The sequence below is a fragment of the Shewanella algae genome (assembly GCF_009183365.2).
In the GTDB taxonomy this organism is placed as follows: Bacteria; Pseudomonadota; Gammaproteobacteria; order Enterobacterales; family Shewanellaceae; genus Shewanella; species Shewanella algae.
Genome location: NZ_CP068230.1, coordinates 3,494,050 through 3,518,493, shown reverse-complemented (window position 1 = coordinate 3,518,493; position 24,444 = coordinate 3,494,050). Strand labels below are relative to the sequence as shown.

20 protein-coding genes and 2 other annotated features are annotated in these 24,444 nt (G+C 51.8%); of the genes, 9 read left to right on the top strand and 11 right to left on the bottom strand.

Annotated features, from left to right (window positions below; translation table 11 throughout):
- The first annotated feature begins 2 nt into the window (after window positions 1-2).
- Window positions 3-1,304 carry a cation:proton antiporter gene (locus E1N14_RS15745; RefSeq protein ID WP_025010571.1) on the top strand — a complete coding sequence of 434 codons (1,302 nt, stop codon included), beginning with the start codon at window positions 3-5 and terminating at the stop codon, window positions 1,302-1,304.
- On the opposite strand, the gene E1N14_RS15740 is transcribed toward E1N14_RS15745, so the two are convergent.
- Window positions 1,292-3,247 carry a chorismate mutase gene (locus E1N14_RS15740; protein ID WP_062793811.1) on the bottom strand — a complete coding sequence of 652 codons (1,956 nt, stop codon included), beginning with the start codon at window positions 3,245-3,247 and terminating at the stop codon, window positions 1,292-1,294. The genes E1N14_RS15745 and E1N14_RS15740 overlap by 13 nt on opposite strands.
- Window positions 3,248-3,285: 38 nt before the next feature.
- Window positions 3,286-3,405, bottom strand: a sequence feature (Phe leader region).
- A 108-nt stretch (window positions 3,406-3,513) separates the two neighbouring features.
- The gene (hpf, locus tag E1N14_RS15735; RefSeq protein WP_025010573.1) at window positions 3,514-3,867 is read right to left on the bottom strand and encodes a ribosome hibernation-promoting factor, HPF/YfiA family; all 354 of its coding nucleotides are present in this window, start codon (window positions 3,865-3,867) and stop codon (window positions 3,514-3,516) included.
- Window positions 3,868-4,179: 312 nt separating this feature from the next.
- Between hpf and E1N14_RS15730 the strand changes: the two genes are divergently transcribed.
- Window positions 4,180-4,857 (top strand): cytochrome b/b6 domain-containing protein, encoded by a 678-nt coding sequence (locus E1N14_RS15730; RefSeq protein ID WP_025010574.1) that lies wholly within the window; start codon window positions 4,180-4,182, stop codon window positions 4,855-4,857.
- A 62-nt stretch (window positions 4,858-4,919) separates the two neighbouring features.
- Here E1N14_RS15730 and E1N14_RS15725 read toward each other — a convergent pair whose 3' ends face one another.
- Window positions 4,920-5,372, bottom strand: coding sequence for a c-type cytochrome (locus tag E1N14_RS15725; protein ID WP_025010575.1), 453 nt, complete (start codon window positions 5,370-5,372; stop codon window positions 4,920-4,922).
- A gap of 197 nt (window positions 5,373-5,569) precedes the next feature.
- Here E1N14_RS15725 and trpR point away from each other — a divergent pair, with 197 nt between their 5' ends.
- A complete protein-coding gene (gene trpR, locus E1N14_RS15720) occupies window positions 5,570-5,845 on the top strand; it encodes a trp operon repressor (protein WP_025010576.1) in 276 nt (91 codons plus the stop codon).
- 1 nt (window position 5,846) lies between these two features.
- On the opposite strand, the gene E1N14_RS15715 is transcribed toward trpR, so the two are convergent.
- Both E1N14_RS15715 and slyD read right to left on the bottom strand, forming a co-directional pair.
- Complete coding sequence (locus tag E1N14_RS15715; RefSeq protein WP_025010577.1) at window positions 5,847-6,227, bottom strand: hypothetical protein; 381 nt, start codon at window positions 6,225-6,227, stop codon at window positions 5,847-5,849.
- Window positions 6,228-6,374: 147 nt separating this feature from the next.
- Complete coding sequence (gene slyD / locus E1N14_RS15710) at window positions 6,375-6,986, bottom strand: peptidylprolyl isomerase (protein WP_025010578.1); 612 nt, start codon at window positions 6,984-6,986, stop codon at window positions 6,375-6,377.
- Between the two features lie 505 nt (window positions 6,987-7,491).
- Window positions 7,492-7,612: a sequence feature (Thr leader region), on the top strand.
- Window positions 7,613-7,646: 34 nt separating this feature from the next.
- Here slyD and thrA point away from each other — a divergent pair.
- From thrA to thrC, 3 genes are read left to right on the top strand one after another with little or no spacing between them, the layout of a single operon-like run.
- Window positions 7,647-10,112, top strand: a complete 2,466-nt coding sequence (thrA, locus tag E1N14_RS15705) for a bifunctional aspartate kinase/homoserine dehydrogenase I (protein WP_025010579.1) — start codon at window positions 7,647-7,649, stop codon at window positions 10,110-10,112.
- On the top strand, window positions 10,109-11,068 hold the full coding sequence (gene thrB / locus E1N14_RS15700; RefSeq protein ID WP_037437046.1) for a homoserine kinase: 960 nt from the start codon (window positions 10,109-10,111) through the stop codon (window positions 11,066-11,068). Before thrA ends, thrB begins: the two co-directional genes overlap by 4 nt.
- 38 nt (window positions 11,069-11,106) lie before the next feature.
- Window positions 11,107-12,390, top strand: coding sequence for a threonine synthase (thrC, locus tag E1N14_RS15695; protein ID WP_025010581.1), 1,284 nt, complete (start codon window positions 11,107-11,109; stop codon window positions 12,388-12,390).
- A gap of 151 nt (window positions 12,391-12,541) precedes the next feature.
- Here the strand turns inward: thrC and nfo are convergent, their stop codons facing one another.
- Complete coding sequence (gene nfo, locus E1N14_RS15690; protein ID WP_025010582.1) at window positions 12,542-13,396, bottom strand: deoxyribonuclease IV; 855 nt, start codon at window positions 13,394-13,396, stop codon at window positions 12,542-12,544.
- A gap of 99 nt (window positions 13,397-13,495) precedes the next feature.
- Here nfo and E1N14_RS15685 point away from each other — a divergent pair, with 99 nt between their 5' ends.
- The 3 genes from E1N14_RS15685 (at window position 13,496) to E1N14_RS15675 (ending at window position 17,334) form a co-directional block, all read left to right on the top strand.
- Entirely contained in the window at window positions 13,496-15,505 is a 2,010-nt protein-coding gene (locus tag E1N14_RS15685) for an ATP-binding protein (RefSeq protein WP_062793812.1), read from the top strand.
- Window positions 15,493-16,590, top strand: coding sequence for a response regulator transcription factor (locus E1N14_RS15680; protein ID WP_025010583.1), 1,098 nt, complete (start codon window positions 15,493-15,495; stop codon window positions 16,588-16,590). The genes E1N14_RS15685 and E1N14_RS15680 overlap by 13 nt, the downstream gene beginning before the upstream one ends.
- Window positions 16,591-16,791: 201 nt before the next feature.
- Window positions 16,792-17,334, top strand: coding sequence for a hemerythrin domain-containing protein (locus tag E1N14_RS15675; protein WP_025010584.1), 543 nt, complete (start codon window positions 16,792-16,794; stop codon window positions 17,332-17,334).
- A gap of 61 nt (window positions 17,335-17,395) precedes the next feature.
- On the opposite strand, the gene E1N14_RS15670 is transcribed toward E1N14_RS15675, so the two are convergent.
- The 5 genes from E1N14_RS15670 to E1N14_RS15650 all read right to left on the bottom strand — a co-directional run bounded on the left by E1N14_RS15670 (window position 17,396) and on the right by E1N14_RS15650 (window position 24,396).
- Window positions 17,396-17,578 carry a DUF3545 family protein gene (locus E1N14_RS15670; RefSeq protein WP_025010585.1) on the bottom strand — a complete coding sequence of 61 codons (183 nt, stop codon included), beginning with the start codon at window positions 17,576-17,578 and terminating at the stop codon, window positions 17,396-17,398.
- A 190-nt stretch (window positions 17,579-17,768) separates the two neighbouring features.
- Window positions 17,769-19,406: a glucose-6-phosphate isomerase gene (pgi, locus tag E1N14_RS15665; RefSeq protein ID WP_025010586.1), complete on the bottom strand. Its 1,638-nt coding sequence runs from the start codon at window positions 19,404-19,406 to the stop codon at window positions 17,769-17,771.
- A gap of 38 nt (window positions 19,407-19,444) precedes the next feature.
- Window positions 19,445-20,398 (bottom strand): transaldolase, encoded by a 954-nt coding sequence (tal, locus tag E1N14_RS15660; protein WP_025010587.1) that lies wholly within the window; start codon window positions 20,396-20,398, stop codon window positions 19,445-19,447.
- A gap of 242 nt (window positions 20,399-20,640) precedes the next feature.
- Window positions 20,641-21,741 carry an OmpA family protein gene (locus tag E1N14_RS15655; RefSeq protein ID WP_025010588.1) on the bottom strand — a complete coding sequence of 367 codons (1,101 nt, stop codon included), beginning with the start codon at window positions 21,739-21,741 and terminating at the stop codon, window positions 20,641-20,643.
- Between the two features lie 288 nt (window positions 21,742-22,029).
- Window positions 22,030-24,396, bottom strand: coding sequence for a phosphoketolase family protein (locus tag E1N14_RS15650; protein ID WP_045283541.1), 2,367 nt, complete (start codon window positions 24,394-24,396; stop codon window positions 22,030-22,032).
- Window positions 24,397-24,444 lie beyond the last annotated feature (48 nt).

The window sequence follows — 24,444 nt, the reverse complement described above, 5'->3', positions numbered from 1 at the left end:
ATATGACGGACTATCAACTCTTCTGTGTGCTGGCGGCGCTGGCACTGATTATCTCGCTGTTATCCAGTCGTTTTCACTCACTGCAAGAAACCATTGCCATCACAGGCTTGGCCATGCTCCTTAGCCTGATTATCCTGGTGGTGGGTAAGTGGTTTGAGCTGGATATCCATATCAAAACCATTTCAGTATTGCAGCGGCTCGACTTTCAGGCGCTGCTGCTGAACGGTATGTTGGGTTTTCTGCTCTTCGCCGGTGCGCTGCAGATAAGGCTCAAGGTGCTGGCAAGCCAGAAATGGGAAATTCTCTGTCTGGCTCTGCTTGGTACTGTGATTTCCACTCTGACGGTGGCGGCGCTTTGTTTCTATTTGATGCCGCTGCTGGGGCTGGCGCTACCCTGGAGTTATTGTTTGTTGTTCGGGGCCTTGATATCACCAACCGATCCGATAGCGGTTTTGGCCATCTTGAAAAAACTCGGCGCGCCTGAGGATATTGCCATTCAGGTTGAGGGTGAGTCGCTGTTCAATGATGGCATTGGCCTGGTGCTGTTTGTTGCTGTCTCGCAGCTGGCTTTTTCCGCCGAGGTTCTGAGCCTGGCCGATGTCGGCGCGCTGTTTTTCCATGAGGCCGTTGGTGGCATTGCCTATGGCCTGGCGCTGGCCTTTGCGCTGCATCAACTGATGAAACTCATGGATGAAGAAACCCAGAGACTCTTGATTACCTTGGTGGTGCCGACCGCAGGTTATGTGATGGCAGAAAAGCTCTCGGTGTCCGGCCCTCTGGCCATGGTGGCCGCAGGAATCGTGCTGGGGAATTTCACCGTGCCAAAATGCTTTGGGGTCACGGGGAGAATATTGCTGCAAAGGTTCTGGGGCCTGCTTGAACACTTCTTCAATTCGCTCTTGTTCCTGCTATTGGGACTCCTGTTACTGTTGACCCATCTGGATATGCAACTCTGGTGGTTTGTGCTGCTGAGTATCCCTGTGGTGTTGTTGGGAAGATGTGTCAGCGTGTACTTACCTTATCTGGGGTTCCGGCGTATGCGGCAATACAGCCAAGGCGCGGAGGGGATCCTGATCTGGGGCGGGCTCAAGGGCGGCCTGGCGCTGGCTATGGCCATGAGTATTCCGGCTGGGATAGTGCTGACCCCCGAGCTGGAGCTCAGGGATCTCTTGCTGGTAATGACCTATGCCGTGGTGGTCTTTTCTATCATGGTGCAGGGCTCAACGGTTTCCCGTTTGATCCGCCGCAGCCGTGAGGCGGCAGAGGCCGGTAAAGCCGCTGCCGAATCGACTCAGGCTGTCTGATACAGCTTGGCGATTAAGCCTGCATGTTGCTGTGGATGACGGACATCGGCTGCGATGATTAAACCATCTACGCCCAACGCCTTGATAGCCAAGGCCTGAGCCGTCAGTGTTTGCTCACTGCTGCTTGGGCTGAGGCACAGGCTTGGATTTACCAATAGCGGCAGGTGGCTCTGGGTTTTTAGTTCCACCAGGGCGGCGAGATCCAACACAAGTTGTTCTGGTTGATTCAATCCACTGACCCCTGCATCACAGAGGATTAACTGCTGATTCCCGCCGGCGAGCAGGGTATCTGCGCTGGCCAGCCAATCCTGTTGACTGGCCATGGGATTACGCTCCAATATTACCGGCAGGTTCTGTCCGCCAAGCGCATTGAGCAGTTCTGTGTTGTACATCTGTTTACCGCTGAGCAGCAGCATGTCGGCCGCAGTCTGGGCCAGAGCCAGATCTTCTGCATGCTCCAAGGCAACAATGCTCTGCAGCCCGGCTTGGTTTAACAGGCTCTGCAACTTGGGCAGTTGCTGTTTGGCATTGGGTTGGCGCGTCAGTGTGCTGAGAACCACCCCTTGAAATCCCGCTTCCCTGAGGGCCTTGGCGCTTGGGGCAAAGCTGGCTGCATCTATGGGGAGGTTCAGTTGCGCCAAGGCGGCGAACTGGCCTTGCCCCAGTTTGAGCTGGCCGCAACTAATTTCTGTGCTGGCCGGTTTATAGTGGCGGGAATGTCTCTGGGGTGACGGTTTGGCGCTGTCCTGCCTGGAACTCTCAGGTTCAATCAACAGTTGGCTGTGACTCAGCTGGGTTGGCTCGACCGTCTCACAAGGGTAACAGCCAAGTACCTTGATAAAGCGGGTGAGCCGCTCAAGCTCGGCAAGTGCTTGCTGCATAGCTATGGATGCCAGATTGGCATCGACATCCAGATAAAACATCTCTTCCCAAGGCGTGCCCGGGATAGGGCGTGACTCCAGCTTACTCATATTGAGGTTGTGATCTTTAAGGATCAGCAAGGCTTCCACCAAGGCGCCTGGCTTCTGACCGGTGGCCATAATCAGAGTAGTCTTGGCCGGCAGTTGCTCCGGCACTTCTATCGCCTTGCGGGCCACTACGATAAAGCGGCTCTGGTTGATTTTTTGATTGGCCAGTTCCTGCTCCAGAGGTTCCAACTGGTAGAGGGCGCCGCCTTCACTGGAGCCGATAGCGGCCACAGTGTTATCGCCCTGGAGAACTTTTTCCATTGCCTCGGCGCTGCTGGCGCAATATTCCAGACGAAAGTCGGGATGGCGGCTCAGGTAGCGGCTACATTGGCTGATGGGTTGGGGGTGGGCGTAGACGGTTTTAATATCCGCAAGCTTGCTTCCCGCTTTGGCCAGCAGACAGTGACCCACTTCTATAGTGGTTTCACCCACAATAGCCAGGCTGGTGTGCTGCAACACATCGTAGACTTCGTTGATTGAGCCGGATGAGGTGTTTTCTATCGGCAGAAAACCATAGTCGGCATGGCCGGACTCGACGGCCTGCACTATATCATCGAAGTTCTGACAACCCAGATCCTGCATCTCTACCTGACGGCGTTGACAGTAGCGGCTGGCGGCCAGGTAGGAATATGAACCTCTGGCGCCCAAATAGGCGATGCAGTATTGCTGTTTCTGGGTTTCGGGATTGGCTCTGCCCTGTAGGTAGGCTTGCTGGTTCAGTACAGAATCTTCAATAATGGCCTGGTACAGACTGATGACATAGTGGGCATCCAGCCCCTGTTCCCGCCCTTGGCGAACCAGCCTGGCCAAGAGTTCTTTTTCTCTCTGGGTATCACGGATAGGGCGAATGTCCACCTCTTTGCTGCGGGCGACTTCCAGGCTGAGTTGCCGGCGTTTGGCCAACAGTGCCAACAGATCCCTGTCCAGGGTAGTGATGTCATCCCTTATTCGCTCCAGCGATGGTACTTTGTTCATTCTGACCTCTAAACCAGTAATACTCAGTGCATGATACAGACAAAAAAGCCTCCCGGGTGGGAGGCTTGGCAATTTTCACTTTCGTTTTTACACGTCAGGGCCGCCTCCGGAAATGAGGTGTAAAAAAGAAAATAAAAAATGAGCGATTGAGGTATTTCATGGCGTTTAAGCTAAAACTATCCCCTTGGGCTGTCAATCAAAAAATCCTTGGGTTCAGCAATGAAAAGCGCACCCGGAGGTGCGCTGGTTAGTGGGAGATTGAAATATCAAGCTGCGTAATCCTCCTTATAATCATATTCGAACTCAGGTTCGGTGGCTTCGGTTTCCAAGGCACCACGCTGAGCTGCGGGTTTGTGGGTCAGGCGATTGAGCTGTTTTTCCAGCTTTTGTCCCATTGCATTTATGGCTGCGTAGAGATTTTCATGTTTCGCCTGGGCAAAAAGTTGTCCGTTGGCCAGTTTAATTGATGCTTCTATTTTAAAGAGTGGCCCTTCTGTGAGGATGATGACATGGGGATTAATCAACTGGGTATCGTAACGGTTCAGTTTGGCAAGGCGGCTCTCAACACGTTCACGGATAGCAGCTGTGACTTCAAATTGCTTGCTGGTGATCTTTAGCATATTGTCAAACCCTCTGTTGTTTCCTTGACTTCAGACTAACAATACCTGAGGTTAAAAATGTGATCCAGATCAATATTTATGGCGAGTCAGAGAGCGTTTGTCACTTATTTGATCACTTAGACAAGTTTGGATAATTTTGCCCTAAAAAGCCTTGAACCCTTGTCAATAAAGGGTCATATTCGATGAGATCACTGAGTATCAGTCCTTTCCGATTGCCTCCTTCCCTCGCTTTAAATATCATCATGTTTGTCATCTACAACTCTTTACCCTTATGCCGTTTGGGCCAAAACGGGTGATAACAGGAAGTACTTTATGAATAACAACGAAGTTAAAGTGAAGGTCTGGGATATACCTGTGCGGGTGTTTCATTGGGGTATGCTGCTGCTCCTGGCCGGGCTATGGTGGAGCGCCGATCAGGGGGAGATGAGTTATCACCAGTTGTTTGCCTATAGTCTGATGATCTTGCTGGTGGTGCGGCTTATTTGGGGCTTTATCGGCAGCGACACAGCCCGTTTCAGCCACTTTGTCCGTCATCCCCGCCAGGCATTGGATTATCTTGCCAAGATGCGGGCCAAGCAGGCTCCTCATTCTTTAGGGCATAACCCTCTTGGGGGTTATATGGTGGTGCTATTGCTGGTCATCATCAGTCTGCAATTGGTGTCGGGTTTGTTTGCCACAGATGAGATATTCACCGAAGGGCCCTTGGTCTCCTATGTCAGCGGTGAAACCGCCAGTTGGTTTACCTGGTTACACAAGAAGAATTTCGATCTTTTATTGATCCTTGCCGGTATTCATGTGGCCGCCGTCTTGTTGCACCGCTTCAAAGGTGAAAAGCTGGTGGGGGCCATGTTCAGTGGCTATAAGCGCTTACCTGCTGCAGAAGCACAGCAGCCCAGATTTGCGTCTCTGATGTTGGCACTGGTGCTTTTGTTGGTGGTTGCCGTGCCTGTGGTGCACTTCTTGATGATGCCCGTGATCGGCATGTTGTAAGCTTCCGAGCATTAAAAAAGCCTGCTTGATGCAGGCTTTTTTAATGGAATCGACGAAAGAGCTTAGTCTTTCTTGTAGACGTCGTGGCAGCCTTTGCAGCTCTTGCCAACGGCACCGAAGGCTTTTTTCAGCTCATTCTTGTCGCCACCTTTGGCCGCTATGGCCAGGGCATCGGCATTGGTTTGCAGTTCTTTGAACTTGGCTTCAAAGTCAGCCTTGTCAGCCCAAATCTTGGCCAGGGCTTCAGTATTACCCTTGTCTGAACCGTCGATAAAGCCTTCCAGTGGCAGTTTCGCCAGGGCGGCCACATTGGCTGCACGCATAGCTGCAACATCGGCGTCAAAGTCTTTCTTGCCTTTGAGCATGGCACCGATATCACCGAAGTTATAGGCCATCAGGCTGAAACCAGACTGACGGTACTGGATGGCATCATCGCTGCTTTCAAAGTTGTGGGCCTGAACAGCTGTAGCGCTAAGCGCCGCGGTGGCGGCTAACATCAGTAAGTATTTTTTCATTATCATTCTCACAAGTTTGTGCGTTAATGTGACATTGCTTGGCTATTGTACACATTTTGTGTGACAGAGGGAGTAGGCTTTTTCAGTTTACATGTAAAGTTTTGTCAGTAACTGGCTGCTAAAACACGACTTTTTTTCGCAGGAAAACGAGGCTATACTGTGTTCACGTACCATTACGTGAACACGAATGAGTTTATATGCGCCCAGATTGGATATCAGTACTGGATAAAGTGCTAGCCCATAACAATCCAGAAGATCTTAATTGCCTGTTTGAGCTGCTGCTGACCGATGATGAAAGACATGCCATCGCCGGCCGTTTGAAGGTGTTTCAGGTATTGCTTGAAGGGGAGATGAGTCAAAGACAGATAGCTGCCGAATATGAGGTGAGCATTGCGACAATCACCCGTTGCTCCAACTATTTGAAGCATATGCCCGCAGCGCTGAAAGAAAAGATCCGCGCCTTGATCCTTTGAGTTACATCAGAGGCTGTCGCGGCAATTTGTGGCGGCGGTAGAGGTGACGCTGACTCAGAATATAGCTTCCCCAGGCACAAATGAGCAGCCCCAGCAGTTGGTACACTTCCTTATCTGCAAATCTCAACAGCAGCATGCCCGACAGTAACCAGAGGAAAGGCAATCCTGCATACAGGGGTTCGGGCCAAATTCCTCCCCGTCGCAGGCGTTTGGGATCGCTGCGTCTGTGACTCGAACGCAAGTTGTAAATCCAGGCCGCGACCAATATAAGCAAAACGGAACCCAGGATCCCAAGTAGGGGATCGAGTAGATAGAGTGCCAGACTACCGGTAAAAAAATACAGATAGGGCAGACTCTCATAGACCATTCTGGACAAGATCACGGGGCATTCCTTCGCATCCAGGTTATCTACTGATTCTAGTCCAAAGCATGAGCCCCAGCCTTGTTTTCTAAAGTGGCACAAACAAAGAGTCCGGCGTTGGCCGGACTCTCGATTGATATCAGTAGTAGGCGTCGGTGTGACTGGCTATCAACCGCGGCAGCCGCAACCACCGTTACCGTCACAACCTTCTTTCTTGGCGCCTTCTTCGGCATCTGAGCTACAGCAACTGCCATGCTCGTGATCATGACCGCCACAGCATCCGCCGTGATCATGGCCGTGACCACCGCAACCACCATGGGCGTGGATATGGCCGTGGGCGACCTCTTCAGCCGTCGCTTCACGCACGTCCATCACTTCCACATTAAAGGTCAGTGATTGGCCAGCCAGAGGGTGGTTGCCATCAACGATAACACTGTTGTCCAGTACTTCGGTCACTTGTACCGGGCGCTGGCCCATTTCAGTTTCGGCGATAAAGCGCATGCCTGGTACTATGTCCTGGATATCGCCAAAGGCTTCCAGAGGAACTTCCTGGCGCAGACCATCGTGGTACGGGCCATAGGCTTCCTCGGCTTCTATGGTCACTTCCAGCGTATCGCCTTTGCCTTTGCCTTCCAGTGCCTTTTCAAGTCCCGGGATCAGGTTTTCCATACCGTGAAGGTAGACCATAGGATCTGCCTCAAAAGAGCTTTCTATCAACTGACCCTTGGCGTCAGTCAGGCGGTAGTGAATGGTAACCGCGCTGTGTTGGGTGATTTGCATATCGCCTCCCGTTCAGAATGTGGCCGCATGATAACGTGCTTTTTCCGCGCTGGCGATATCCGAGCGTTGCTTATGCCAACTGTTGCACAGAGTTTTGCCACCATGACGACATTTTGGGTTGGAAAGGCACTAAAAAAGCCATTATTTTTCAAACGTCTTTCCAAAAATCTTGACTTGAGCGTTTTTGAACCCTGTAGGCTTTCACCTTGGTGTGCTCGACGGTTCCTGCTTGGCTGATACTCAGCTTTTATCCAATACACTTTACGTCAAGGTTAATTGCAATGAGGAGATTTCGTTGATGCTTATCCAGTTAAAAACAGACTTTGGTGAGGCTTATTCAATAAGATTGCCATTTCATTAAAATTTTCATGAAAACGCCCCTTGACAAGGGCTACAAAAAAAAGCAATCCTGTTTGCATTGCTGTCATTCTCGGGCTCAACTCCTGAATGAACCGGCCTGAACACAAGAGAACGAAACGAGTATAGAAACCCAATGTATCAGCTAAGCTCAGTTGTAATTACCACCATTACAACCACCACCATTACCAGTGTGGGGGCGGGCTGACTATACCCTGAAGAATTGCAAACAAGAAGCCCGCTCCCACCAAGGAGCGGGCTTTTTTGTTTTCTGGGCGGGCGCGGTATTTAAAGGAGAGATAGATGAAAGTAATGAAGTTCGGCGGTACCTCGCTGGCAAACTGGCAAAGGTTTGAAATGGCAGCAGAAATAGTTCTGACCAGTGCCAGAGAAGAGCAAGTGGCCACAGTGCTGTCGGCTCCGGCAACCGTAACCAACAATCTATTGGCCATGGTTGATATGGTATTGGCAAAGGGGGATGTCGACGAGGCGCTTGCCAAGGTGGCTGAGGTATTTGAAGCCTTGTATGCCGATGCATCTGTATCTCTCGCAGAGGAAGCCAGACAGCAGCTGAAGAAGGTGTTGGCACAGCAACTGGCGAGTTGGCGGGCAAAATTGGCTGGGGTTCAGCTTCTGGGGGAGTGTCCTGACAGTGTGCGGGCCGAGATCCTGGTAGCCGGGGAGCGACTCTCGGCAGCCTTGATGGTTGAAGTGCTCAAGGCCAAGGGAGTCAGTGCAGGTTTACTCGACCCGAGAGAATTATTCCTGGGCGTCGGCACACCTCTTGAGTCTGTGGTGGATATCGCCGTCAGTAAGCCCAGATTTGCGTTGCTTAAACTCGATGAGCAGAGAGTGTGGGTCATGCCCGGGTTTACCGCCGCCGGTGCCGATGGCAAGGTGGTGACTCTGGGACGCAATGGTTCGGATTATTCGGCCGCAGTTTTGGCCGCTTGTCTGGATGCTGACAGCTGCGAAATTTGGACAGATGTCGATGGGGTCTACAATACCGACCCCCGGGTGGTTGCCGATGCCAAGCTGCTCTCCCAGCTCAGTTACCAGGAGGCGATGGAGCTCTCCTACTTTGGCGCCAAGGTACTGCACCCCAAGACCATTTCACCCATAGCCCAGTTCCAAATCCCTTGCTACATCAAAAACAGTTTCAACCCCCAGGCGCCGGGTACTCTGGTATCCAATCTGCCGGATCAGACCGGGCTGCAGGTCAAGGCGATTTCCAATCTGGATAACCAAACCATGTTCAACGTCTCAGGCCCGGGAATGAAAGGCATGGTGGGCATGGCGTCGCGTATTCTGGAGTCCATCGCCAGAGCCAAGGTTTCGGTATCGCTGATCACTCAAAGCTCCAGTGAGTACAGCATCAGTTTCTGTGTGGCCACTTTGGATGCCCCCAGAGTTAAGTGGGCGCTGGAGCAGGAGTTTGAACTTGAGCTCAAGAGTGAACTGTTGGAGCCGCTGGAGATGCGGGATCAACTGGCGATAGTGTCCCTGATAGGTGACGGTATGCGTACCCATAAGGGCGTGGCTGCGCGATTTTTCCAGGCTCTGGCCCAGGCTAGTGTCAATATCATCGCCATTGCCCAGGGCTCGTCCGAGCGCTCCATTTCGGCCGTGGTCGAGCAGCGCAAGACGCGTCATGCGGTGGCGGCCTGTCACCAGGGCTTTTTCGATGTGCAGCAGTATCTCGATGTCTTCCTGGTTGGCGCTGGTAATATAGGCGCAGGCTTGCTGGAGCAGATAAAACAGCAGGAAGCCATGCTCAAGGAGCAACATATCAGTATTCGGGTTTGCGCCATCGCCAACTCAGGCAAGATGTTGCTCGATGCCGCCGGTATCTCCCTGGCCGATTGGCAGTCAAGGCTCAACGATTCGCCCGTCGCCTTTGATCTGACAAAGATGTTGGCCTGGGCCAAGGAGCAGCAGTTGCTCAATCCCGTATTGCTGGATTGCACCTCTTCGGATGTCATTGCCGGCCGTTATCTGGATGTGATGAATGCCGGTTTGCACGTGGTGACACCCAACAAGAAGGCCAATACCCGTGAGTTAGCTTTTTACCGCGCGCTGCGGCAAACCGCGCTGGCCCAGCGGCGCCAGTTCCTTTATGAAACCAATGTCGGCGCCGGTTTGCCGGTTATCGATAACCTGAAAAAGCTGCTGTTTGCCGGTGATAAGCTGCTGCGTTTCCAGGGGATACTCTCGGGTTCGCTGTCGTTTATCTTCGGTATGCTGGATGAGGGGATGAGTCTGTCACAGGCCACGGCCATAGCCCGGGAAAAGTGCTTCACCGAGCCGGACCCCAGGGACGATCTCAATGGTATGGATGTAGCGCGCAAGGTGTTGATTTTGGCCCGGGAAGTGGGCTTGCCGCTGGAGCTTGATGATATTCAGGTGGAGTCTGTCTTGCCGGATGACTTCGATGCATCAGGCGATGTGGCCCAGTTTATGGCGGCTCTGCCACAGCTGGATGCCGCCGTTGCCGAGCGAGTCGCTGCCGCCCATGCCAAGGGTAAACGCCTGCGTTATGTCGGCCAGATAGATGAGTCAGGTTGCAGGGTGCGTATCGCCGAAGTGGCGGCTGATGATCCCCTGTTCAGCGTCAAAGGCGGTGAGAATGCGCTGGCTTTCTACAGCCGCTACTATCAGCCGATCCCCTTTGTGCTCAGAGGCTATGGCGCCGGTACTGAAGTCACTGCCGCCGGGGTGTTTGCCGACTTGCTCAGAACCCTCAACTGGACTCGGGAGGTCAGCGCATGAGACAGTTTATTCCCGCCAATGCACCTGTGACTGTCTATGCGCCCGCCTCTATGGGAAATGTCGGTGTCGGCTTTGATTTGCTGGGCGCCGCACTGGCCCCCATTGATGGCAGTTTGCTGGGGGATACAGTTACAGTGGGCCCAGCGCCTTGCGGCGTTTCTCTCACTCAACTTGGCCCCTGGGCTCATAAGCTGCCACAGGAGCCGCAGCAGAATATTGTCTATCGCTGCGCCGAGTTTTTCTTAGGTGAGGCCGGGATCAATCAAGGCGTTTCCTTGACCCTGTCCAAGAACCTGCCGGTTGGCAGTGGTCTTGGCTCCAGTGCCAGTTCAGTGGTGGCGGCGCTCTATGGTCTCAATGAGTATTTCGGCCGTCCCTATGATGAGCAGGCCTTGCTGGGGTTAATGGGGCGTTTTGAAGGGGAGATCAGTGGCTCGGTGCATTATGACAACGTGGCGCCTTGCTACTTGGGGGGATTGCAACTGATGCTGGATTTGCCCGGGCGTATCTGCGAGCCCTTGCCGGCCTTTGATTCCTGGTACTGGCTGGTGGCTTATCCTGGGATTTCATTATCGACGGCGGCCATGCGCGCCTTGATGCCGAACCTATACGACAAGGGAACCTGCATAGAATTTGGCCGCAATCTCAGTGCCTTTGTTCATGCCTGTTATCGCCAGGATGAGGCGCTGGCGCTGACTGTGTTGAAAGATGTGTTGGCCGAACCCTATCGGGCCGAGGCTATTCCCGGGTATCAGGCGGCGCGGCGCGGATTGTCTGAGCTGGGTATGTTGGCCACCGGGATTTCCGGCAGTGGCCCAACCCTGTTTTCCATCAGCGCCGATCTGGCCCGCGCCGAGCAGGCCAAACGCTACCTGGAACAACACTATTTAACCGAAGCGGGCGGCTTTGCTCACATCTGCCGCCTGGATATGCAAGGCACCCGGGTATTGTCCTGAAACGCATTTTCATCCAAAAAAGAATTTAAGGCATCAATATGGAACTCTATAACCTCAAGCACCCGGCACAGCGGGTAAGTTTTACTGAAGCGCTCAAGCTGGGTCTTGGCATGGATCGAGGGCTCTTTTTCCCGACCCGGATCCCGAAACTGGCAGATGTCGATGCCCTGTTGGCTCTGCCTTTTGTCGAGCGCAGCAAGCAGATACTCGGTGCCTGGCTCGCCGATGAACTGGGACAGGACTGTGTCGACAAGCTGGTGGAGAAGGCGTTTAATTTCCCTCTGCCGCTGGTGCAGGTGGATGCGCAGCGCAGTTGTCTGGAGCTGTTTCATGGGCCAACCTTGGCTTTTAAAGACTTCGGTGCCCGCTTTATGGCTCAGTGTCTCAACCAGCTTGGCGGCTCAGAGCCGCTGACCATTTTGACCGCGACCTCAGGGGATACGGGCGCGGCGGTGGCCGATGCCTTCTTTGGCCTGGATAAGGTGCGGGTGATGGTGCTCTATCCCAAAGGCAAGATCAGTGAGTTGCAGGAGAAGATGTTTGCCACTCTGGGCGGCAATATTCACACCGTCGCGGTCGAAGCCGACTTCGATGCCTGTCAGCATTTGGTCAAGCAGGCCTTTGAAGACAGTGATATTCGTGACGGTTTGCACCTGAACTCGGCCAACTCCATCAACATCAGCCGTTTGCTGGCGCAGATCTGTTATTACTTTGAAGCGGTCGCCCAGCATAGAAAGCAGCAGCAATCGGCGCCGGTTGTCAGTGTCCCCAGTGGTAACTTCGGTAACCTGACCGCGGGTCTGCTGGCCAAAGCCATGGGATTGCCCATCAAGCGTTTTGTGGCGGCCACCAACAGCAATGATACTGTACCGCGCTATTTGAGTTTTGGTGATTGGGCGCCGCGGCAAACTGTTGCGACCATGTCCAACGCCATGGATGTGTCCGAGCCGAGCAACTGGCCCAGAGTGGAAGCGATTTTTGCCGAGATGAAATGGCCGCTGTCTGACTTGTCCGGCTTGGCGCTTTCCGAGGGGCAAACCCGTCAGGCCATGTTAGCGCTTGAGCAGACAGGTTATCTGGCAGAGCCCCATGCAGCGGTGGCCGCCGAGGCACTGCGTTTGTCACTGCAGGATGAAGAGCAGGGGATTTTTCTGGCGACGGCACATCCGGCCAAATTCAAGGATGTGGTCGACCGCGAGTTGAACACCTGTCTGCCACTGCCTCAGGCATTGCAAAGGGTGGCTGATAAGCCGCTGCTTTCGGCTGTTCTGCCGGCCGATTTTGATAGCCTTAAACAGCACATGTTTGCGTTATTGAACTAAGGCTTTGGCTCGGCTCTTGGTTCAGCCCTTGAAGGTCGATAGGGCTGCCAAGGATTGAATTTAATGCAGCAATTATCCCAAAAGCCGCATCATTTGCGGCTTTTTACTGGGGCAGTCAGGAGATTGAATCGACGGAGAGCGAATGGATGGTTTAGCGGCTAAGGCTGTTCAGCCAGGCAATTTCTTCGGGCCAGATCTCCGGGCGTATGGTTTCTAATATCAAGGGTATCCCCTTGGTGGCTGGGTGGCCGAGAATATACTCGAAAGCGGTTTTGCCTATTTCGCCCATACCCAAGGAGTCGTGGCGGTCGACCCGGCTGCCGAGTCCCGTCTTGCTGTCGTTGAGGTGCATGCCCTTGAGGTATTGAAAGCCCACGATACGGCCAAAGGCGTTAAAGCTTTCCCGGCAGCTTTCCTGAGTGCGCATGTCGTAACCCGCGGCAAACATATGGGCGGTATCCAGGCAAACACCGACTCTGGATTTATCCTCAACCCAGTCAATGATCTGCGCCAGTTGTTCAAATCTGTGTCCCAGGTTGGAGCCTTGTCCCGCGGTATTTTCGATGACGGCACAGACGCCATCACAAGCTGCCAATGCCAGGTTGATTGAATCGCTGATGTTACGCAGACAGTGGTTTTCACTTATCTGTCGCAAGTGGCTGCCGGGATGAAAGTTCAGCAAGGTTAATCCTAACTGTTTGCAACGAAGCATCTCATCGACAAAGGCATCGCGGGATTTTTCCAGCAGCAAGGGATCCGGGTGTCCCAAGTTAATCAGATAGCTGTCGTGGGGCAGAATCGCCTCGGGTCTGAACCCCAACTGTTGGCAGTTTTCCTGAAAGGCGGCGATGGACTGCTCGGTTAAAGGTGCCGCCTGCCAGCGACGTTGATTCTTGGTAAACAGTGCAAAGGCACTGGCCCCTATCTTGTGGGCATTGAGCGGAGCATTTTCCACACCACCCTGGGCGCTGACATGGGCACCAACCCACCTTTCCTGACTCGTCACCCAGACTCCTCTATAGCGTTTGGCAAGCTGGATAAGTCGCTAATATTGCAAACTTGTCTATGCTTGAATGACTGAAAAACAACGGAAAGGGACTTTAACGTGTTTTCCTCTGAGGCTCAAACCGAATTCCCTGGCGACTGGTCCCGACTGCTGATTGAACTGGCTAAATTGCAACTGGGTTTGACCCAGGGACAGGACGTATTGCCGGCCCTGTGCCAGACCCTGGTACATGCCTCAGGGGCAGAGGCTTTGCTGATGGTGGAACGCTCAGAGTTGGGCGCCAACGATATGCCGGAATCAGTCACCTGCTGGTGTCGGGATCCGGTTATCTATTTGACGCTTTGGAGCAGTGTTAATCAATGGGCCAAAGAAGCGAGCCAACAAGAGCTTCATCAATGGCTGAAATTTACCGTCTGGCCAATCAAAGATTCAGATCTATTGCTGTTTTTCCACTCATCTACTCCCGGTTGGTTTGAGTCTTTGGCCTCATGCCAGGCCAGTATCGGCCCCTTGGTGGGGGCTATCTATCAATGTCAGCTCAGCCGCAGTTCGTCACAGTCGGCAGAGGATGAACTCTGCTTCAAGGCCGTTATAGATGGTGCCGACAGTTTATTACTGCTGTTTAGTCTCGAACCTGAGCGAGAACCCATCCTTTACGCCAACCCGGCAGCCACAGCAGTGACCTTATATGCCAACCGGGAATTGGTGGGCGCCAATTTAACCGGCCTGCTGTTTGAAGGCGAAGAAAGTGACTCCTTTAGGGAGCAGTTGCGCCGCAAGGGCAGTTATACCGGGGAACTTTGGTGTCATAAGGGCGATGGCGGCAGGGAGTTATTGCATCTCAATTGTTACTGTATTTCCCAAAGTCGGCGCATATACGCCGTTATAGGTCGCGATTACAGCGAGCAGCATCAGTTGCAGCAGGCCGTGGCCAGAACCCAGAAGATGCAGGCCATTGGGGAGTTGGTCGGTGGCATAGCCCACGACTTCAACAATATTCTCGGGGTATTGAAGGGTAACCTGGAGTTAATGCAGCTTAAAACCTCTGATCCCAAAGCTGAAAAATACCTCAATACCGCCTTTAAGGCCTGCCAACGGGGCACAGATCTGACCCGCAGACTATTGTCGTTTTCGCGCCAGGAACAGTTCAATGCCGAGCCTTGCCAGGTCAATGAGGTGATTGAAGGTTTGCAGGAGTTGTTTGCTAAGTCCTTGACCAGTCAAATAACATTGAGTATTGAGCTGGCACCGGATAACAAACCTGTGATGCTCGACAAAGGGGACCTGGAAGACGCCTTATTGAATCTGCTGCTCAATGGTCGCGATGCCATGGAGGGCAAGGGAGAACTCAAGATCCGTACCGGCAGTTGCTATTTGAGTGGTTATCTGCCCGGGATCGCCATAGGCAAGACCCAGGTAGAGCCCGGGCATTATGTATGGATCAGTGTGATTGATGGCGGCGTTGGTATTCCTGAAGCCTTTCAGGACAAGGTATTCGACCCGTTCTTCACCACCAAGGACAAGAGCAAGGGCACAGGTCTTGGACTGGCCATGGTGTACGGTTTTGTTAAACGTTCCAAGGGTTATATCGCCATCCTGAACACGGGAGTTGCCGGCACTGAATTCAGATTATGGTTCCCGCAGAGTCGTAAGTTGGCGACTGAGCCACAACTCAGTGCCCATACGGGGGAATTGCCCAGAGTCAGGCGTCCGATAAAGGCGATAGTGGTGGATGATGAGCCTGAGATGCTGGAAGTGATGGCCGACTATTGCGACCTGCTGGGGATAGAGGCTGAGCTGTTCCACGACCCCCTCACAGTGCTGCAACGCTACGAGCAGCAGCGTTGTGATGCCGAGCTTCTTATCACAGATGTGTTGATGCCTGGCGGTATCAACGGCTACGAACTTGCACAAAAACTCAATGTTAAACACTCACTGCTTGTGTTGCTGATCTCCGGCTTTATTCAGGACATAGGTATTTCCAGCGCCGATGAGATGCCGTTTCCGGTACTGCATAAACCCTTTGATCTGACAGGATTGATTCTGGCACTCAAGCAGGTGGGAATTAGGTTTGCTGATGACAGTAAGGGAGAGTTATGGACAATTTAACTGTCTGGGTAGTGGATGATGATGTTGATTATCTGGCTTTGATAGAGGAAGTCTTACAGGATGATTACTCCGTCAAAGTGTTTGATTCGGCGGCAGCTTATTTGGCGGCGTTGGGGTCGGCGACACCGGAAATTATCCTGATGGATATCAATCTGCCGGATTCCAGCGGTGTGGAGTTATGTGCTCACTTGCAATCACAGGGGCGAGAGGCGTCAGTGGTATTTGTTTCCGGTATGAATACCCTCAATGAGCGCCTCAAGGCCTATGAGGCCGGGGCGGTAGACTTTATCGCTAAACCCTTTGAGCTGAAAGAGCTGTTGGCCAAGGTACGCAGTGTGGCGCAATATCAACAGCGCAAACAGTCTCTGATGCAGGCCGAGTCCATGTCGAGAAATATGGCGTTTCAGTCCATGAGTGAATCGTCCCAATATGGCTGCGTGCTGCAATTCTTCCGCCAATGTTTTCTTTGTAACAACTACCGTGCCCTTGCCGATGCCTTTTTTGAGCTGATGACTCAGCTCAACCTCAATACCTGTCTGGAAATACGCACAGACAGCGCCGAATATTTTGTGCCGGACAATGCCCAGATAAGCCCAATAGAAGCCAATATCTTCGAGCTTTTGGACAAACAAGGACGCCTGTATGACTTTGGTAACCGAACCATGTGCAATGACAAGCATGTGTCATTCTTGATCAAGAATATGCCGGTCAAGGATGAGGTGCTTTACGGCCGCCTCAGGGATGTGATTGCTGTTGTGGTCGAAGGATTGGAGGCCAGGGTGTTGGACATAGAGCGCCAGCAGATGCTGCGACGGGTGATGGATAGGTTACACTTGCTGATGAAGCAGTTGGGTGATTCCATGCAGCAACAGGATCAGCGCTTCTGCGATACCTTATCGGGGATCACTACTGAAATTCGCAGCAGCTTTCATGTGCTGGACATGACAGAAGAGCAGGAGAGTTATTTTACCTCCATGGTTGAGCGACATCTGCGCGAAGCCAGCTCTGCCGGTGAAGCCTTCAATCGTATCCGTGGCTCTCTCAAAGAGATGCTGGTGATGATGGAGGAAAGCCAGGGGGGCTGAGGCGCCTGGCCCGCTTTTCGGGCAAGCAGCGTAAGGCCATTGAAGATTATACAAGGTGCTAATTTATGAATTATTGATTTAGAAGGTTATTTTCCTTGATCTTTATCATGTCCCCGGAAAACATCTATGGTTAGTATTGAGTAATATTTGGCCTGTTTACTACTATTACCTAGAAAGGCCCGACTCAAAATGGAGTGCCCTATGCTGCAAAGATTGATGAATGACCACAAGCATATTGCCATATTGCTGAAGTTGCTGAAGGGGAAATACCTGAAGCTGGCCGAAGGTGAGCACGTCAATTTTAATCTGGTACGGGATGTTGTCGAATATATGCAGGGCTATGCCGAGCACAGCCATCATCCACTCGAAGACATCATTTACGACTATTTCCTTATCAAGGAGAGCCGTACCGAGCCGACCCGGCGTCTTGAGGAAGAGCACCAAAAATTGATTGAAGCTTCATCGGCCTTGATGGCGACACTCAACCTGATCCTGAACGATGTGGTGGTGGCCAAGGAAAAACTGGTTGCTGAATTGAAGGGATATGTGGATTTGCAGGAAAAGCACATGCTGTACGAAGAGCGGGAGATCTTTCCTTTGCTTGCCAAGAGCCTGAAGGATGAAGACTGGCAGAAGATCCAAAGCATGTGTGAGTTGAAGTTGATAGAGGATCCTTTGTTCAGCAGCGATGATAACCAGCTATTCGACGAGCTGAGAAGCTATATTCAAACCGCAGACAGATAACCTTGTGGGAAGCAGACATTAAAAAAGAGCGCTTGGCGCTCTTTTTTAATGTCTCTCATATTCAGAGGAGGCTGTCGATATCATAGTCAAAACTGCTGTCTATCTCCTGTAGTTCCTTCAACAGACGATGTTTATCTTTCAGCGCTTCGATTTCACGCCATTTGCGCTTCTTGTTGGAGCTTCGAGAGCGGCTTGGTCTTTCAACGACTTCGTCTAGCGCACTACCATAATCCAAACGATCCATGGCAACCTCCTGTTGTTGTATGTTTTATCAACATTTAAATATCATACTTGGCAAACAGGGTGCAAGAAGAATGTTTCTATTTTGTTAAACTTGAGTGATGCTTTGATGAAGGCGTATAGACAAGATGGCGGGCAAAAAAATACCAGCCAGTGGAGCTGGCTGGTATCTGTTGATTTACAAGGTTAACGGGCTAGATTTTTCCTTGTCTGAAGAGATTGATCAGGGCATTGCTGGAAGCATCCAGATCCTGGCTGTTTTGCTCTGCGCCGATACGCGACAGCACTTCATTCCCCAGCGTTTTACCCAGCTCAACTCCCCATTGATCGAATGAGTTGATATCCCAGATAGCGCCCTGAACCAGGGTTCTGTGTTCGTAAAGAGCAATCAAGGCGCCCAGGGTTATTGGGGTCAGCTTGTCCATCAACAGGGTATTGCTCGGCTTGTTGCCTTCCATGACCTTATGTTTGGCAATAAGCTGTTTCTCAGCCTCTGAGAGTGGGCTGTCGGCCAGTTCGGCCAAGGCTTCATCGAAGGTTCGTCCTTGCATCAGCGCCTGGGTCTGACCAAAACAGTTGGATGCCAGCTGAGCGTGATGCTCACCGATAGGATTATGGCTTTGCAGCGGCAGGATAAAGTCCGCCGGGATCAAAGCTGTACCTTGGTGCAACAGCTGGTGGTAGGCGTGTTGGCCATTAGTGCCTTCTCCGCCCCAAATAACCGGCCCTGTGCTGTAATCCACTGAATTGCCGTCCAGAGTGGCGGACTTGCCGTTACTCTCCATATCCAGCTGCTGGAAATAGGCCGGAAGCCCTCTGAGGTAGTGATCATAGGTCAACACCACGTGGGACTGGGCATTGAAGAAATTGTTGTACCAAACAGAGAGCAGGCCCATGATCACTGGCATATTCTGCTCAAGAGGTCTGGATGCGAAATGTACATCCATTGCTCTGGCGCCGGCCAACAGCGCCTTGAAGTTATCCATGCCTATCAGGGCGGCTATGGGCAAACCTATGGCCGACCAGAGAGAATAGCGCCCGCCAACCCAATCCCACATGGGGAAGATGTTGTCTTCATCTATGCCAAACGCCGTTGCCTTGGCGACATTGGAGGTAATTGCCGCAAAGTGCTTGCCGATATCCTGCTGTGAACCGCCTTTGGCTAGGAACCACTCTTTGGCGCTGAGGGTGTTGGTCAGGGTTTCCTGAGTACCAAAGGACTTTGACGACATCAGGAACAGGGTGGTTTCAGGATCCAGCTTCTTCAGTTTTTCACTGATGGCCGTGCCGTCGACATTGGCGACGAAGTGACACTGTAGCTTACCGTTCCAATAGGGACGCAGGGCCTCGGAGATAATCTTGGGGCCGAGGAAGGAACCGCCAATTCCGATGGAGACAAGATCTGTGATCTTCTTGCCGGTATAGCCGCGCCATTGACCTGAATAGAGCGCCTCGACAAAAGCCTCCATTTGCGCCAGGGTTTGCTGAACTTCATGGACTACATTGACGCCATCTACGCGAATATCCGCATCGGCCGGTGCTCTCAGAGCTGTGTGCAACACGGCACGCTGCTCCGTGGTATTGATTGCTTCGCCGGCAAACATAGCCGCTATTTTTTGCTCAAGTCCGGCTTCACGGGCGAGTTTGAGCAGCTCCTGCAGCACGGCATCAGTAAGGCGGTTCTTGGAGTAATCCAACAGCAGTCCACAGTCTTTGAGCGACAGCTGTTCAAAGCGCTGCGCGTTTTCGGCAAAGAGTTCACGCATGTGAGGCAGGTCTGCACTCATCGCCTTGAGAGCCTGCCAGCTAGCGGATTGAGTCAAATGTGTCATGAGTTGTCCCTGATCTTCAATTTCAGCACAGACCTTGTTTAGCTCAGTTTAGCCTTGAGCATGGTCTCGAGTTTGCCCTGATCTATGGCGAAGTTACGGATACCTTCAGCCAGTTTTTCCACTGCCATGGGATCTTCGTTGAACTCCCAGCGGAACTCAGCCTCGGTCAACGGCTTGGGTGGTTCTTGGGTTTCAGTGGCAGGTTGCAGCTTGGTCACTATTTGGGTGTCTGAGTTGGCCAGTTCTTCCAGCAAAGATGGGCCTATAGTCAGGCGATCACAGCCGGCGAGCTCAATGATTTCACCTGTGTTACGGAAGCTGGCACCCATAACCACTGTCTGATAACCATGCTGTTTATAGTAGTTGTAGATCTGGGTTACTGAGACCACGCCTGGATCTTCACTGGCGCTATAGTCCTTGCCGGTGTTCTTCTTGTACCAGTCGAGAATACGGCCGACGAAGGGCGAGATCAGGTAAACTCCGGCTTCGGCGCAGGCTCTGGCCTGGGCGAAACTGAACAAGAGTGTCAGGTTGCAGTTGATACCGTTTTGCTCCAGCTCTTTGGCGGCACAGATGCCTTCCCAGGTGGAAGCCAGTTTGATCAGAATGCGTGACTTATCGATACCGGCTGCTTCATAGAGCTTAACCAGCTTATAGGCCTTGGCGATGGAGCCGGCTTTATCGAATGACAGGCGGGCATCTACTTCGGTTGAAATACGCCCTGGTACCAGCTTGAGAATTTCTACCCCTATGTTGACCGCCAGCTTGTCTGCGGCGTCTTCCAGTTGTTGCTGCGGATCCTGGCTCTGAGATTTGGCCCAGGAAATAGCATCATCGATCAGTGGGGCATACTCAGGGATCTGAGAGGCTTTAAGGATCAGTGATGGGTTGGTGGTGGCATCTTGCGGATGATAGAGCTTGATCGCCTCGATGTCGCCGGTATCAGCAACTATGGTTGTAACGGATTTGAGTTGCGTGAGTGTGTTTGCCATGAAAAACATCCTTCTCAGATTGCGGCCGTTTACGCGGGGATTGCATGACGCTATTAAAAGCGATTTTGCCCTCGTTTCCAACCAGGATTGAAAAAAAATTACAAAAATGGTGAGAAATTGTCAATGAGGGCCGTTTTCGGTTAAAGGAAGTGTACTCCCATAACCGGGGGAATTCTAATGACACAAAGGCTGAAAACAAAAAAGTCGCTGCAGGGCAGCGACTTTTCCAGAAGAAGTTCAGCTTACTTCAGCAGAGCTTCTTTTTCTTTAAAGCTCATGTGAGCTTCAATACGGCGGTTAACCTTGTTGGCTTCAGCAGAAGAACCCTGCATCAGCGGCTGGCTTTCACCGTAGCCCTTGGCGTTGATACGGCTGGCATCGATGCCATACTGGTCAACCAGTACTTTGGCAACTGCGTCGGCACGTTTCTGAGACAGCCACTGGTTGTAATCGGCTTTACCAGGCAGTGATGCGTGGCCGGCGATTTCCAGATCGGCTTTAGGGTACTTGTTCATGAAGTCAGCGACTTTCTGGATTTCAGCCATAGAGTCGGCTTTCAGTACAGATGAGTTGTTATCGAACTCAGCCTTAACTTCCAGCTTCTCCAGCTTCTCAACATAGATAGAGCAACCGTTGGCGTCTACCTTGTGGTTAGCTGGTGTGTTTGGACATTGGTCCATATCGTCGTTGACACCGTCGTTGTCGCTGTCAACTGGCTCTATGACCACTGGCGCTACTGGAGCAGGCTTTGAAGTGCTGCCGAAACGGTAGCTCAGTTCAAGACCCCAGTAGTTGCTTTCCATTGCCAGAGTGTTCCACTTTTCTTCGTCGAGGTTTTCATAACGACGATACTTGGCGGCCAGTTTCAGGTTCTCTGTGATGTTGTAACCGATACCAGCACCGAAGTAAGGTGCAACACCGCTGTCACTGTAGTACTCGCTACCCCATTGTCTGTTGTTGGAAATGTGGTAGTTCATGGCACCGGCTTCAGCTGACAGGCTCCACTTGTCAGCGAAAGGCCAGAAAGCCACCAGGCCCAGAGTGGCGCCCTTGGCACCTACGTCATTGAGCTTGTTGGCATAGTCGGTCCATTCGGCACGACCCAGGTCACGATAACCCAGTTCTACACCAAAGTAATCGTTGAACAGGTAACCTGCAAACACGTCCCATGCATATGGATCGTCTTCACCACAGGTTTTCATGGTTTTCTGATCGCAGTTAGGTTCGTAGTTATTTACACCGAGGCCCGCACCCACATACCATGGGCTGAGCTCGTCTGCTGCAGATGCTGCAAAAGGCATCATAGATGCGAGCAACAATACTTTAAATGTCTTATTCATCATGTTCTCCAAGTCCATTGCTATTCAATTACCCAGATGTCCCGTATAGGAAACATGACTAGCACTTAATGTGGGATTTCCTTTAGTGTTTTAGCTAGCTGGGTCAATTATCCATTGAAAAAAAGCAATTTTCCACTTATCGACCAATAAATTTATTGTTCAAGATTTGCTCTTGGGCTTTGCTTAACAATTTAAAATAAAGAAAAAGCGCCTGTTTGAAGGCGCTTTTTTTATTTTTGGCAAACAATTTTATAACTAAATTATTTGTCTATTGTTTAGCTAAGGTTCAGCTTAACGGGTCCAAATCCAGTTCTCGATATACTCAGGATCCACACCATTGGCCTTGATATAATTTCTATGATCAACCAAGCGTTGTAACATATCTGTGGTAATCGCAACGTGGCGGGTTTCATCGATAACACCTTGCTGGAATAGTTTGTAAGCCATGTCTATTACCAGGTGATAACGGGAAGTACCGTTACGAACACCCATATCAAATGGTGTGGTGGTTGAACCTTCCTCTTCATAACCTTTAATTCTGAATCTGTGACTACCTTTGTAATCGAAGATCAGTTTTTTGATGGTGTTTGGATAACCGTGATAGTTAAATACCACACCTTTATTTTCGGTGAATATCTCATCCATCAACCAAGGTTTTTCCTGGAACTTGAGGCTACCCAGACCACTGCTGTGTAATTCAGTGACGCTGACAAAGCGGATACGCACTCTTGGCAGGAGTTCACGAATTAATACCAATGCCGCCATACACTCCTGAGTGACATAGTCACCACAGCCAGCCAGGACGACATCAGGGTTTTCATCTGAGGCAAAGTCCCAGACCATTACACCGTCTTTGGCTTGTTTACGAGCTTCATCAAGGCTCAGCCATTGAGGCAGCTCTTTCTTACCGGCGACCAGAATGTTCAGTTTGTCGCGGTCGGCGAAAGCGCGTTCTGTGTAAACCAGAGTGGTGTTGGCATCAGCAGGCAGATAAGCCGAGATAATCTTCGGATGTTTCTCAAGCATGGCGCCCAGGAAAGAAGGGTTCTGGTGAGAGTAACCGTTGTGATCCTGACGTTCCAGCAGAGAGGAAAGAACCACGTTGCAAGCCGGCAGCGGCTTACGGAAGTGAACCCCTTGGCTGGCATAGACATACTTACAGTATTGGTCGGCCATGGAAGACACTACCTGAGAGAAAGACTCATAGGTAGGGAACATGGCGTGACGGCCGGTAACTGTGTAGCCGTGCATCATGCCGAACAGCAGGTTTTCAGACAACAGCTCCATGACCCGACCATCGCGGCTCATATCTTCATCCCAGCTTTCAATCGGCCATTGCCAGGCGCGATCTGTCGCTTCGAATACGGCTTGCAGCTGGTTGGAGTAAGTTTCGTCAGGGCTGAAGATCCGCAGGTTGCGCTGATCTTTATTGAGGCGGAAGGCTTCGCGCATCCACTGACCCATTTTCAGCATGGAATAACCACGATGACCTCTTGGGACTTCGGGGCCATAGGCCAGTTTTTCCAGATCAGGATTGCTGAGGGCGCGCACCACTTCACCACCATAGCTCATCTTTTGACGGCCACAGCAGAGTTCTGCAGGGGGCAGCAGTGACTGGATGTCTTTGTCGAAGACAATCTGGTTCTGCTCATTGATAGAGTAAAGTTCAGAGAACTTGTAGCTGTCGAGCCAGCCATCCAATGCGGCCAGATGACCTTTGTCAGTGGCACACTTATTGACAATTACCTGGTGAGACTCGCAGTTGCCTTCGAGTTTCTTACCATCGTATTCTGGAACGCCGGTCCAGCCTTTGGCGGTGCGCATCAGGATCACCGGCCAACGTGGCTTGACCACATCTTCGCCGTTGCGGGCACGTTTCTGGATGTCGTTGATCATCTCATAAGCCGTATCCATCGCTTTGGTCATCTGCAGGTAGACATCTTCTTCCTGCTCGCTGTCCACTATGATGGGGTGATAACCCAGGCCTCTGAATTCAAGTTCCAGCTCTTCGTGGCTCATGCGTCCCATACGGGTTGGGCCGGAAATCTTGTAACCATTAATATGCACTATTGGCAGTATGGCACCGTTGGTGGCAGGAGAAACCAGACGGTTGGCATACCAGGAGGCAGCCAGTGGACCGGTTTCAGATTCACCGTCACCAACGAGTACAGCGGCAATCAAGTCAGGATTATCCAGAACAGCGCCCCAAGCGACAGACAAGGAGTAGCCCAGCTCACCCCCTTCAAGGATTTGTCCGGGAGCTTCGGGGTTGGCATGCGAAGGATAGCCGTAAGCCGCGGAGAACTTGCGACAGATATCTTCAATACCGGTTTCGTTGTACGGAATGGTTTCTGGATAGAAATGGCTGAGAGAGCCTTCGAGGAAGAGGTTAGCCTGTACAGCTGGGAAACCGTGACCTGGGCCGACCAGGTAGAGGAATGGGCGCTTGTGCTTGGTAATCAATCTGTTCACGTTGGCGTATACAAAGTTGATCCCCGGACAGGTTCCCCAGTGACCCAAGAGCCTTGGCTTAATATCACTGTGTTGCAACGGGCGTTTGTACAATACATTGTGCTTGAGGTAAATCTGTGAGGTTGCCAGGAAGTTAGTGGCCCGGACAAATTTCTTCAGTGCACCTATCTCTTGCTTTTGGGTCATATCGTGCCTCGCTTGAGCTAGCTAAAAGTGAATCAGATTATCTTGTAG